Here is a 12,843-nt window from a genome sequence, read left to right as displayed (position 1 = left end):
GATTAAGTCCTAACTTGCAGCATGGATTTTATTGCACTTGACTTTGAGACAGCCACACCGCAGCGCGACAGCCCTTGTGAGATAGGTATAACTGTGGTGAGGGACAGACGGATTGTAGAAACAAAGTCGTGGCTGATTAAGCCTTTGTACTACCCGAATTTCAATTCTTTCAACATTGCCGTACACGGCATCCGACCTGCCGACGTAAAAGACCAGCCTGATTTCAGAGAGCTGTGGCCGGTGCTAAAGCCATACCTAGAGGGACAGCTGCTGATCGCCCACAATGCCAGCTTCGACATGAGCGTGCTGCGCAAGACACTTGCCACATACAGCATTCCGCTGCCGCAGGCGCGCTATGCCTGCAGCCTGAAGTTCTCCAAGAACATCTGGAAAGGCATACACAAATACGATCTCAAAACGCTCTGCAACATGCACCGCATCGACTTCCTGCACCACCGCGCCGCTTCCGATGCCGATGCCTGCGCCCGACTTTCGGTGAAGGCACTCGAGCTCACCAACACCAGCTCTGAAGAGGAGTTTGATTTGAAGATGGGGAGTAAGATCTGCCGTGTTTAATTACTAGTGCGAAGCCACCCACCGGCGGGCCGCATCTGCTTCGTCGAAGGAGAAAGAACGCTGCTCAATGGACGTTACAACCGTGAAAACACCGGACATAAGGTGCTGCAGCCAGCTTTTGTCTGTCACGATGGCGATCTTTTTCACTTTGCTCATCACATCGCTGAAATTCGACAAAATAAAACGCACCCGCTCCTGAATGGCGGCGGGCTCCACCCCTTCCGTGGCTGCCATCTCTAAGTATAGGTTAAAGGGCGCATCCGATTCCAGCTCCGGTTTAATGACTTCCTGCGAAGCTTTCATGTCCTGCACGTCCAGTTCGCCTTCTACTCTGAAAGCCAGCACGTTTGGGTGTCCAATGTCTATTTTTTTGATCATAGCTTATTATGTTTTTGGTTCATCATAGCCCTCTCGAAGCGAACAGAACAGCCGCCAGCAGCAGCACGAGGCCTACCACTTCACCCAGCCGGCTGATGATCTTGTAAAGAAGCTTTCTGTTTTTTTCCGTCATGGGCTTTTTTATGCTAATTACACTATTTCAAAGCGCTCTGAGTAGATGCGGCGCCAGTCTATACCCAAATTGTTCAGTCCAATTTCCACCACATCCATCAAAGGGCCCGGACCGCAGATAAAGTACATGTATTTCTCCGGGTGTTCGGGCAGGTATTTGGCAAGCATTTCCTCATCAATGCGCCCACCTTCCCCGTCTACGTCTTCCGGCAGCTCCTCCTCATCCGGCACGTCTTCTATTACATGAATTATACGAAGGTCTATCTCTTTGCTGATTTCAGTTAGCTCCTCCCGGAAGGTCACATCCTTCCATTTCTTACTCGCATACAGCAAAATGGCCTTGCGGGGATCCTTATCGTCGCGCATAGTCCGCAGCATGCTCATGCCCGGCGTTATACCTATACCGCCCATCACCAGAAACAAGTGACTATCCGGCTCAGGCGTGAACGAACCAAAGGGCCCTTCCAGGTATACCTTAGCACCTACAGGTATCTCTTTAAAGGTGGAAGTGAAGTCGCCGGACTCTTTTGCCGTGAAACTGATGGTTTCGGCACGGGCGCTGGAGGCAAATGAAAAAGGGTGCTGTTGCAGGGAAAAGGGACTTTCATTCACGGTGATCCACGCAAACTGCCCGGGCTTGAAAGCCATCTTCCTCCCCGACTCCGGTTTCAGGGTGAGGGTCCAGCATTCGTCGCGCTCATCGTTCACCTTGGTAACCCGGTACGGCTTTTTGCGGTTGAGCCAAGGCCTGACAAGCCTTGTGTGGAGCACGAGGTACATACAGGCTCCCATCAAAGCGGCCAGCGCAATTTTTTTCCAGAGCGGGTCCATGTAATGTGACACTTGTATGGAATGCACCACGCCAACAAACACGATGGAGAGCGACAGGAAACCGTGCAGGAGTCGCCACTTCTCGTAGCTCAGCTTAAAGGCCATGCGCCAGATGCTCGTCACCGTGATGCCAATCAAGGCCACCGAAACGTAGCTGAGCGCGATGGCACGGAGAAGGTTAACACGCGGATCAAAGTACAGCAGAAATTCCGTGTCAGCGAGAATGAGAATGATCGGGTGGGCCAGAATGAAGAAAAAAGCAATGATCCCCATCTTCCGGTGGAAGTGGATGATGTTATCCATGCCGAAGGTGGGGGCGATCCAGTGGAAGCGACCTGAAAAGAGGAACTGCAGACCAAAAATAGCCAAGGCGATAAAGCCCAAGGCTACCCCCAACTCAATCCAGAAGGATCTGGCGGCAGGTATAGGCCCCACCAAAGCAATGCCCAGCGGAACAAGAGCCAGTACGGTAAAAAGCAGCAGCCATGAAAACCCTCTTCGGTAGGAGTATCTCATTTCAATCCGGTTATCTGCCCCCAATCTTTAGAGCGAGGGGTCCGCGTTCAATAAGTTCGACCTGTTATCTGAAACAGTTTCACTTATAGTATACTCCATTGCATAATTTTTGATTTTAGTGCGCTCAGGATTCTGCGGAGTGACCAGCTGCGTGCTGTCGGCCGGCTCTAGGTAGGGTGCTAAGATCGGCGCCATGCCGCGCAACACCTGCACTGGCAGCGAAGAGGTAAAATGAAAATCGGCGGCCTCTCGTCCGGGTACAAAAGCAGTGAGCGTGCCGAAGTGGTTATCACCTACAAAAAACACGAAGGTGGCCGTGCGGTTAATAGTGCGCGATGTGAGTCGCTGTCCGCTCCTGTTCATCGTCACCACCCGGTTATCGCCCGTGCCGGTCTTGCCGCCCAGTTGCAACGTGTTTCCTTCGCTAGCCGGCAAACCGCCCTGCAGGCGACGTGCGGTACCTTTAGCAACTACCTGCAGCAGCGTTTCCCGCACGAGGGCGGCCACTTCCGGCGGCAGCACCTGCTCTCCTTCCTGAGTCTGCCATTTCAAACCGGTTTCATAGGGCGTCTGTGTGCCGAAATGCAGTTCCTTAATGCGGCGTGTCTTATACCGCACACCATCGTTCAGGATAATACCCATCAGCTCGGCCAGCGCCTCGGGGCGGTCGCCGGAAGAGCCGAGGGCCGTGGCCAGCGAGGGCACCAGCTGCTGAAACGGATAGCCGAGTTTTTGCCAGCGCTGCTGTAGGTCGGCAAAGGCGTCCAGCTCGAGCATGGTGCGGATGCGCGAGTCGCGGGCGCTCTTGTGCCGTGACCGGAACAGCCACTTGTATACCTCCTGCCGGGTGTCTTGGCTGGCGGCCACCACCTCTGGCCAATTAGCCTCGGGGTGTTCCTGTAGGTATTGTAGTGTCCAAAGTTCCAGTGGGTGCACGCGCGAAATATAGCCTTGGTCGTTCAGGTCAAAGGCCTCGGGCCCAAACTGGTGGTACAGCTCCATAATGCGCTTTTGCTTCAGTTTCTTTTCCCAAGGCACGCGCTGCCGCATCAACTGAACAAAACGGACTGAGTCGGTTTCGGGGTATAGAAAACGATGCACAGTGGCAAATCGGACCGAGTTGAGGCGCATGCTTTTGAGGAGGGTCTCGTAGCGTTCTGCCTCCGTCTTGCCTTTGTACTTGTGCCAAAAACGCAGCAGGTATACCTGTCCTTCCCGGTCGGCGTAGCGGGTCAGGTACTCGCGGCGGCGCGGGTCCGATGCGTTGCCTAGCATTGCGGCGCTGCCTCCGGTTCGTTGCTGTATGTTATACCGGATGATGTCGCGCGTCAGCCTGACAAATGGAAGGTTGATCGATTTCAGGAAAGCCTCGTGCACGGTTGGGTTCTTGCCGTTTTCTGTGTCGCTGAAGTTGTGGAAGGTGTGCATGCCCCCACCAGTAAAAAAGCGCTCATACGTACTGGCCGAGTAGCGGCGTTCCAGCGCGGCGTGGAGCGTGGCAGGCAGGCTCTTGTCTTTTGCCTGCAGCAGGTAGCGCTGGGTCCAGCGACTCAGGTTGTCCTGCGATTCCGCCAAAGCCTGTCGCAAGTCAGGCACGGACTGTCCGGCGTGGCGGGCGTGTATCTCGGCGATGATATCGAGGTAGGTGACCAGCATGCGCAGCTTGGCCGTAGAGCCCAGTTCCAATTTGCTGCCCTCGTTCAGATCGAAGGGCTGGTCGGTGTTGTCGGTCTGCACGCGCACCACGTTGCCCTGCGGTGTGCGCTCATACAAGGTAAAGCTGTAGCGCACCTCTTCTGTTCGCTTCGAAGCCAGCAGGCGCTCACCAAAGAGGCCCACGCTTTTGGCAAATGCCGGATCATTCAAGCGTTTTAGGTAATCGCTCACCTGCCCCTGTAGTTCGTGCTCCAGTGTGGTGGTCGCACCCATATCCAGCCGGTCGAGGTCGTAGAGCGATTTACCCAGCATACCCGCCAGATGGGTACGCACCATCAGCGATCCTTTGTCGGTATCCATCGGCACGGTGATGGGGGCTGCCTCAAAGTCACGGAATGTCACCTCCCGCTGCAGACCCGCATCCCGAAGCTCCGGACTGATGTGCCCGTTGGAAGCCAGCAGGCGCAGGTAACTGGCTGTCATTTCGCTCAGCTCTACGCGTCCTCTCGGACTCAGGAAATAAGCGGGTCGTCGCTGGGCGATGAACAGCGAAAGCACCTGCCGGAGCGCCTGCCCCTGTGCCAGCAGCGTGTCATCCGCGGCCACCGGCAGGCTCAGCAGCCGGTTCACCTGATCGAAGCGCGTGCCGAACCACACCCAGAGTCCATCCCCCAATCCATGCACCTCGCCGTAGCCGGGCGCTCCGTAAAGCGGCAACGTGTTCACATAGGTCAGCACCAGCGCCTGACGGGCGGGCAGCGTTTCGGGCCCCGACTGGTAGGCGCGCACACTGGCCGAGGCCATCTGCTGCAGCTTTGCCCGTGGACTTTCAGTTATACCCGCCGGGGAGTGGCGGTATTTCTCGATCTGGGTGGCGAGGGTGCTGGCGCCCATGGTCTGGTAATCCAGCCCCGCCCTGTTGGCGGCCATGTGCAGACTGGCCTTCGTAAAGCGCAACCAGTCAACAGCAGGGTTCATAAAAGGCCTGTCCGCAGCCAGCAGCTCCCGGTTCTCGATAAACAAAAGCGACGAGGTGATCAGCGACGGAATGGCCTCGTAGCTGGCGTATAGACGCCGCGGGTATTGGAAGTCGTAGACGGGCCTGCCGTTGTAATCGACGATGCGCAGACCGGCCTGTGTTTTCTCGGGGTACGGCGCAAAGTATCCTTGAGAGGTATAGTTGAGAAGGGCCTCCGAAAAGCGGGCCTGCTGCATGACCTCCATCCCGCGTGCCTGCGCCCGGTCGATCAGTTGAGGCAGTTGCGCATAGCCGAGCCGGGTATCAAAGGGACCGTGTTTTGGGTAGATGATCGCATCACTCGCACCGGGCTCAACCTGATAGGTAAGCGTAGCGGCAAATCGTGAAAGTTCACGTGCTTGTAAACGGGAAGTACGGGCTTCATAAACCACGGCAGCGACTACAACTCCTATTACGACGAGTAGCATTCCGAAGAGCACCCATATCAGGATGGTCCCACGCTTTCTCTCTTGACTGACCGTGTGTGTGGGACGGTAATTGCTGACTACCATCACCCAAAATTGATTGTGCTAAAAAAGGATTAATTGGTAGTCCTTTGTACGTTTAATCGATGTTAAAAGTGCCGTAAAACACTGATTATAAGAGCATAATTTTAAGCATGCTTGAAGTCCGATCGAGCGCAGGGCCGTTTCACTCTTGCAAATTCTCCCCTTGAGGGGAGCGCAGAGGGGTGTTACAGTTGCGGGTGAATTTAATATTTGCCGATTATTGGCAATTGAACTCCGAATATACACCCCTATTGACCCTTGGTCGCAAGTTTCGAACTCACGTTCTCACTTGTCCTCAAGGGGATAGCCTTGGGGAATAAACCACCCTGCCCTCAAGAGGAGAATTCGCGAGAATGAAATGATTCTACCCATTAGGCAGAGTTCCGCTCGGCGTTAATGATGCCGAAGGAGCAGCGCACGACCAGCTTTTCGTATACCTGTTTGCCTTGATCCTGCGGGTTCTGTTCCTCCAGACTCCTTATCTTAGCTAAGGCATATTGCTGAATCGTGATCAGGGGTAACTCGATGCGCTGCCGCAACTGAATCGAGAGCTCATCTATGGGTTTGTCCGCCATCAGCGTGTCAGCACCCGCCAGCAGCAGCACATACTTTTTAGTTCGCTCAAACTCCTCATAGATCTGCTTCCAGAGCTCTCCATAGGTGGGATGCTCCGCCAAATAGGCCGTAACCGGGAAAAAGCATTTCTTCATCGCCATCTCACAGTTATCGAGCAGGGTTTTAAAGAAAAGCGAGTGTTTGTAGAGCTGCTGCAGTCGTGGCCAGTCCCCTTTCGCATGCAGTGCCTCCAAGGCTTTGCCCACGCCATAGTAGCCCGGCAGGTTCTGTTTCAGCTGACTCCAAGCCCCCACATAAGGCACGGCACGCAGATCATCCAAGTTCAGCTTGCCGGCTTTGCGCTTCGAGGGACGGCTGCCAATGTTGGCCTCGCCGTAATAGCGCAATGGGCTCACAAAAGTCAGGTACTCCAAAAAAACCGGGTGGTTCTTCAGCTCCGTGTAGGCATCAAAACTCACCTCCGCCAGTTCCTGCAACAGCTGGTCATCGGCTGGGGTTAGCGTGGGCTTTTTGCGGTCGAACAGACTGTTGCTGATACCGGCATGCAGGAGCTGCTCCAGATTGAAGCGGGCCGCATCCACCGAACCAAAGTTGGAGCTTACCGTTTGGCCCTGAATGGTGAGCTGAATCTCTTTGTTGGCGATGTTATTGCCCATGGAGGCGTAGAACTGCTGCGTCTTGCCGCCGCCCCGTGCCGGTGGTCCTCCCCGCCCATCAAAGAAAATCACCTCGACCCCATACTCTCGGCTAACCTCCGTTAGGGCCTCCTTGGCTTTATAGATGCTCCAGTTGGCCATCAGATAGCCGCCGTCTTTGGTGCCGTCAGAGAAGCCGAGCATGATGGTTTGGGTATCGCCCCGCCGTTGCAGGTGCTCCCGGTATACCTTATTTTCATAGAGCTGCCGCATAACAGGCGCCGCTTGCCGCAGGTCCGTGATTGTTTCGAAGAGCGGCACAATGTCGACGGTGAGCGCATCGGGCTGCCAGCCGGCCAAGCGGAACAAGGTATAGACTTCCAGCACATTCAGGGCGCTGGTGCAGTGAGAGATGATGTAGCGGTGGCATCCCTCCTCCCCGTTGCGCTCCTGTATCGTCCGGATAGCGGCTACCGTCTCCAAGGTATCCTGCAGCAACTCCTCGTCCGTGAACAGTTCCCGATTTTCCAGACTCCCCGCTATACCTAGCAGGGCGCTTATTTTCTCTTCGTCCGGAAGTTGTGCGTAGTTTTTTGGCAGGAGATCGGTGCGTTGGGAAAGCTCCTCATAGAGCTGCGCGTGCACCGAGGAGTCCTGCCGGATGTCGAGCGTCGCGAAGAACAGGCCAAAGAGTTCCACGCTGGTGATCAGCGCCTCGACTTGGCCCAAGAATAAACTGTTGTGCTCCTGCAGCAATAGCCTGCTGATCTCCTGAAGCGGGGCGAGTATATCCTCCTGCTTCAGGTCCAGGGTATAGTCGGGCACAAAAAGGTTGTTATAGAGCTTGGCTTCCAGTTCGCGGAGCAGGTCTTCCACCCCTCTGAAGGTCAGGCGGCGTCTGAGTCGGCGCACATCGGCGTAATAGGCCCTGATGGCGGCAACCCGCAGCGCATCCGCCACTTGTAGGGTGGTTTCCGCCTTTACAAAAGGATTCCCGTCCCGATCACCTCCGGGCCAGAAACCCATCCGGATCAGTTTGAAACCCGGCCGTACGACACTCGGAAACTGCACATTCAGGTAGGAAATAATGCCACCGGCGGCGCGGTAAAAAACATTCTCCAGAAACCAGATCAGGCTGACGGCTTCTTCATAAGGCGTTGGTTTCTCTTTCTTGAAGAAGGGCGTCTTGCCCAGCTGCCGCAGGTAGGAATGTGCCTGCGAAGTATTGTCAGTGGCCAGCGCCTGCGACAGGTCGTTGATAATGCCCAGCACATTGCTCGGGTAGAACTGCGTGGGATGCGCCGTGAGCACCATGCGCACCGCAAAATCCCGCAGCTTTTGTGCCAGCTGTTCCTGCGCCTGCTCCTGCACCACCGCAATGCTGAGTTGGTTCAAGGTGCCTGCACCGTGCATGTCGTGCGTGTCGCGGAAGGCGGCCTCCTCCAGCGCATCGAACAGCACCACCTGCCGCTCGGCGTACTGCACGAAACGAAACAGCAGGTCATGCTGCTCCTGCTCCGAGCGGTAATTGGTATACTGCTCGAAGAAGCTCTGAATAATCTCCTGCGGACTCTGCTGGCGCTGATAACCATCCTCACCATGCAGCACGAGCAGCGAAAGCAGCACGCCCGTTTTCTCCACCCGGTGAAAGGGCAGCGAAGAGAACAGGCTGTTATACATCTCATAGCGGGTGCCAACCAAGGTGGAGAAGGCCTCCAGATTGGTATCGGCTCGCAAGGCGTTGTGTGAGGTCATATAGGCTCAGGTTAGTTTAAATCTTACAAATCCACAAAAGTCGAAACGATCCGCTCCACACATTTGCTCATCAGGCTGGTGCCAACGCCATCGAACAGGGACTGGCCCATGTGATGGAAAACAGCCCGCTGCCTGTCACGCTCTTCTTCCACATCCCCCTCTCTGAATTTACCCAGCGTGGAGGGGTTGTTGGTCTTCACGATCAGCGTATTCACCAGCCGGGTACCCACACGGAGCAGCAGGCCTGGGTTGTCCGGGTCGTCTTTGCTCAGAAGCTGTATCTTCAGATTGGTGTACGGAAAATGCACCTGCCCCGTGGAGGCTGTCCGGGTAGATTCAATCGAGAAAGACGCCTTGCCGATCTGCCCGCTCTTGATCCGGATAAACAGCATGTTCTCAAACAGAGGGTTCAAGGCCCTAAAGTCCATCGGGTCCAGCGTGCCCTCGTAGGTATAGCGGTCTTCGGGATGGTCCATCTCAAATTCATAGCGCCCCTGCAGAGTGCTTGCCCCCATCAGCTGGGCCTTCACGTCTGCGGTGATGATGTTGTTCAGACGAATGAGCGCCGTGTCGTTTGTGACGTTAAAAAGCTCCAAGTGGATGTCTTCCAGCCGGAATACGCCCGGTTTGTCGGCGTTGATGGCGATAACCGGATGCACGAGGTTCTTTTTGTCTACCAAGATCGTGTCCAACCGGATATACAGGGCGGCATCGCGCAGCATCTGCTGCAGGGTCGGGGGCTGCCGGTCCGGATCAAGGCCGATGCTGTTGTCGCGGTAGATCTCAACATCCGGGTTTCGGATCAGCATTTTCTGCGCGATCAGGTCCTGATTGTTGAAGAGGGCCCGCAAACTGACGTTGATCAACTCAATGCCGGGCACTTCCAAGTCGACCCGGTCACGGGCGTAGTCAAACTTAGCGGCGTACTCCTCCTTACTGTAGAGCGGCCGCAGGCGAAGGCTGTCGACAAGCAGCGAACTGTTCTGCATGGAAGCGGTAATCTCCTTTATCTCCAGCGCATACAAACTGTCGGGTAGTTGGTAGGAATAGCCCTGTATCAACACGTCGATGTCGTCCACATCAAAAATATCCAGCGGGTCGTTTGCCTCCAGCGACACCAGCCGGAGCTGATCTATCCCCAGCGCCACATGGGCCAAGGTATGGCTGGTGCGGATGGTGTCGTTTCGGAGTAGCTCAAAATCAAAGGCGCCGTCCGTTACATCGATTCGCCCCACCTGCAACGTCGAAACCAGTTCCTCTACCTGCTCTGCAGCGTCATTGCCTGAGGCGGTGTCCTGCTCGGCCAGCGCGATGCTCTTGATCGTGGGCACGTTCTGGTCCTGCAGAATGGTCACCTCGGGGCCAGCGAGCAGCAGCCTGTCCATGTGGTACTTGCCCGTGGCGTAGGCGTGTATCAGGTTAAAGCCCGTGATGCGCGATCTTTTGGCGGAGATATTGATCAGGTTGTGGCTGGCCAATTCCGGTCTGTTGACTTTCAGGCGCTCGTTCACCTCCCTGTCGGCATTCACCTCCAAGGTGCGGGCGACCAGTTCCTGCTGCCTGCTGGAGTAGTGCAGACTGTCCAGCCGGATGGTATACAGGCTGTCGGTGGAGCGGTAGGTATAGTCCGTTGCCTCCAAGGTGAGTTCCTCCATCGGGAGCGTGTCGTTCAGGTTTTTAAAACTCTTGGGCGTCAGCTCAAACTTGGAGATCGTGGCGGTGGCGTGCTCCAGCTGGTGGGTGCGCATCACAGGCCTTAGTTTTTCGCTGAAGGTAAAGGAGCCATCCTCGAGCCGGATGGTGTTCACCGATATCAGATCAAGCATCTCAAATAGCGCCTTCCCCGCGTCTTGCTGACCTGAGGAAGACTCCGTCACCTGACGGTCGAGCAGCATGGCCACATCCGGCTGCCGAAGCACCAGCCGGTCCGCCTGCAGCCGCCCGGTGTTCATGGCGCTAATCAAATCCAGCCCGGTGATCCGCAGCGAATGGGCCGAGAGGTCGATGAGCTTGCGGCTGGCGTTATTGCTGAGTTTCTGCAAGTCGTTAGCCCGCAGACTCGAGTTCACATCCAGCGACTTGGCCAAGAACTCCTGCTGCCGGGTGGAGTAGCGGAGTCCGTCCAAGGTGAAGGTATAGGTGTTATCGGGCATCCGGTAGCGGTAGTTCCGGGCTGTTACCACAAGGTCCTGCAGGGGAATCACCTGATCCGGGTCGAAGACAAAAGCGGAATCGAGTTCCAGCCCAATGGCCACCAGCGAGGCATGCTCCAGCTGCTGCAGGCGCTGTATGTTTCTGTTTTTGCTGTGCTGCGTGAGGGCAGCATCGCGTATGCGGATCTCCCCTACTTCCAAACTGCTGACTATACCTGACACCTGCCGGTACAGCTCCTGCAGATCGGGTCCTTCGTCTGACTTCGGCACGCGCTGGTCGGTGCGCACATCGATCACGGGCTGCTCCGCCGCTATGCTGCCGATCGTGAGTCTGGACGACCGGATGGCCTCCAGCAGATCCATTTCTTCGAAACGCAGTTGCGGAAGCCGGACGTCGTAGAGCGTATGCTTCGCCAAGTTCTGACTTTTCAATGCATCGTTTTTGTCCCAGTCGCCGGACAGGTGCAGGGCCTTTGCCTCCAGCAGCTTGTCGCGGGTGGACAGCTGCATGCCGGCTGTCTGCAAGGTATAGGGACTGCTGACCGGCTTGTAGGTATAGCGGCCTGTGCTGATGCTGACCACTTCTGCAAAGGCTTTTTCCTTGGGTGCAAAGAGCGTAAGGGAGTCGAGCTGCACCGCTTGCAGGTATAGGTTTGCCTCGGCCAGCCGGTGGATGGTATCCACAGCAACGCCATGCTGCTGATAAGAAAAATCACCATCCCGCAGGCGCAGCTCCTTTATACCGAGCGCACGCAGGTAAGGCGAGAGCTGGGTATAGCGTTCCTTCGGACTGGGGCTTTCCGTGTTTTCGGGCACGTTTGGGTTTTCGTGTAGCTGCAGAGTGCCGCGCTCCAACAGCAACTGGTCAAGCTGCAAGTCCTTTGTTTCCCAAGCCGACGCTACATCCAGTCCCTGTAGGGCAAGCAGTGGCGCGCTGAACTGGTAAAGCGTGCGCTGGGCTTGGTCTTTGGGAAGTGCCGCATTGGCCTGCAGGTTAGGTTGCACGGCAATGTGCTGCGCTTTCAGTTCCTGCTGCCCCGAAGCGTAGGTAAAGCGCCCGACCCGGATGGTATACACGCTGTCGGGCGCATGGAAGGTATAGCGCCGGATATCGAGGTCAAGGCCATCCGCCTGAAACATCTGGCTGATATCCCCTTGCGCCTGCAGGTCGAGTTGCAAGTCCTGCACCTGCAGCGACAGTTGCGGGATGTCGTGCTGCGGCCTCCCCCGCTCCCCCAGCAGCTGGTAGCTGTAGCTGGCATCCTGCAGGTCGAGCTCCCGGATGCGAACGGCTTCCAAACCACCGCCAGTTTTGGAGTCCTGCCGGCTTTCCTTCGTAACAGCCGCATCGTGTAGGTGTGTGATCTCGGGGTTTTCCGCCACGACCTTGCCCACAGTCAGGCGGTTGTTAAAGATGAGGGCACGGAGGTTTATGCCCGTGATTTCGAGCTTCGGACTTTGCACTTCCAAGAGGCTGGGGCTGGCCTGCCCCTTCTCCTTTTGCTGCCGGTGCACGGCTGTATCCGGGTATAGATGCACACCCTGCAGGGTGACACCCCAGTTGCTGAAGCTCAGATCCAGTTCGTCGAGGTCGAGTTGGTACAGCCCCTCGGTTTGCTGGGCCACCTGCTTTTTGAGATAGCGCTCCACCAATGGCTCGGCAAAAAAGAAGAGGACCAACAGCGCCAACAACAGCAAACCAGCCAGACTCACAAGCACGATGGCTGCAATTTTCAAGGCTTTCCGGCTCTTGCCGGGCGTAGCTGGTTCTGACATAAATCGTAACGGTTCGGGGAAAAGGTGAAAGGCATAAAATAATGCCGGTGACTTGTTTTACGGGAGGAAGGGGTTTGGGATGTTTGGAGGGTGTGGGAAGATTAAGATGAAGTGAGTTTTGGTAATAAGATCTACGAAGGACAGAACCAAGTCTTATGGTCTTCATTATCATAACAGGAGGTAGAGAGGATTTTATTATCAAAAGCCACTAAACTGATAAAGAGATGCATAAGACTTTAGCAAATATTTTTGCTAAAATATTTAGTTTTTTTGTCTAAATTTCAATAGGCTAATATATATTGGTTTACTATCTTTGATAGTTACATGAGTCC

Annotated in this window: 6 protein-coding genes; 1 reads left to right on the top strand and 5 read right to left on the bottom strand. The window is 55.6% G+C overall.

Features of this window, described 5'->3' with window-relative positions; translation table 11 throughout:
• Nucleotides 1–21 precede the first annotated feature (21 nt).
• Nucleotides 22–576: a 3'-5' exonuclease gene (locus Q1A04_RS17155; protein ID WP_299708425.1), complete on the top strand. Its 555-nt coding sequence runs from the start codon at nt 22–24 to the stop codon at nt 574–576.
• Between the two features lie 3 nt (nt 577–579).
• Here the strand turns inward: Q1A04_RS17155 and Q1A04_RS17150 are convergent, their stop codons facing one another.
• The 5 genes from Q1A04_RS17150 to Q1A04_RS17130 form a co-directional block, all read right to left on the bottom strand.
• Nucleotides 580–954 (bottom strand): STAS/SEC14 domain-containing protein, encoded by a 375-nt coding sequence (locus tag Q1A04_RS17150; RefSeq protein WP_299708423.1) that lies wholly within the window; start codon nt 952–954, stop codon nt 580–582.
• 150 nt (nt 955–1,104) lie between these two features.
• Entirely contained in the window at nt 1,105–2,433 is a 1,329-nt protein-coding gene (locus Q1A04_RS17145; RefSeq protein WP_299708421.1) for a ferric reductase-like transmembrane domain-containing protein, read from the bottom strand.
• A gap of 27 nt (nt 2,434–2,460) precedes the next feature.
• Complete coding sequence (locus Q1A04_RS17140; RefSeq protein ID WP_299708420.1) at nt 2,461–5,535, bottom strand: transglycosylase domain-containing protein; 3,075 nt, start codon at nt 5,533–5,535, stop codon at nt 2,461–2,463.
• Nucleotides 5,536–5,987: 452 nt separating this feature from the next.
• A complete protein-coding gene (locus Q1A04_RS17135) occupies nt 5,988–8,582 on the bottom strand; it encodes a phosphoenolpyruvate carboxylase (RefSeq protein WP_299708419.1) in 2,595 nt (864 codons plus the stop codon).
• A 23-nt stretch (nt 8,583–8,605) separates the two neighbouring features.
• Nucleotides 8,606–12,511: a hypothetical protein gene (locus Q1A04_RS17130; RefSeq protein ID WP_299708418.1), complete on the bottom strand. Its 3,906-nt coding sequence runs from the start codon at nt 12,509–12,511 to the stop codon at nt 8,606–8,608.
• Nucleotides 12,512–12,843 lie beyond the last annotated feature (332 nt).

Origin of the sequence: uncultured Pontibacter sp., from assembly GCF_947499215.1 — a bacterium.
Lineage (GTDB): Bacteria > Bacteroidota > Bacteroidia > Cytophagales > Hymenobacteraceae > Pontibacter.
This window is presented reverse-complemented; position numbering and strand designations above follow the sequence as displayed.

Bases quoted from the DNA above. Each gene is read 5' to 3' on its own strand.
- Q1A04_RS17155 (WP_299708425.1), top strand. From the start codon at position 22: ATGGATTTTATTGCACTTGACTTTGAGACAGCCACACCGCAGCGCGAC.
- Q1A04_RS17150 (WP_299708423.1), bottom strand. From the start codon at position 954: ATGATCAAAAAAATAGACATTGGACACCCAAACGTGCTGGCTTTCAGA.
- Q1A04_RS17145 (WP_299708421.1), bottom strand. From the start codon at position 2,433: ATGAGATACTCCTACCGAAGAGGGTTTTCATGGCTGCTGCTTTTTACC.
- Q1A04_RS17140 (WP_299708420.1), bottom strand. From the start codon at position 5,535: ATGCTACTCGTCGTAATAGGAGTTGTAGTCGCTGCCGTGGTTTATGAA.
- Q1A04_RS17135 (WP_299708419.1), bottom strand. From the start codon at position 8,582: ATGACCTCACACAACGCCTTGCGAGCCGATACCAATCTGGAGGCCTTC.
- Q1A04_RS17130 (WP_299708418.1), bottom strand. From the start codon at position 12,511: ATGTCAGAACCAGCTACGCCCGGCAAGAGCCGGAAAGCCTTGAAAATT.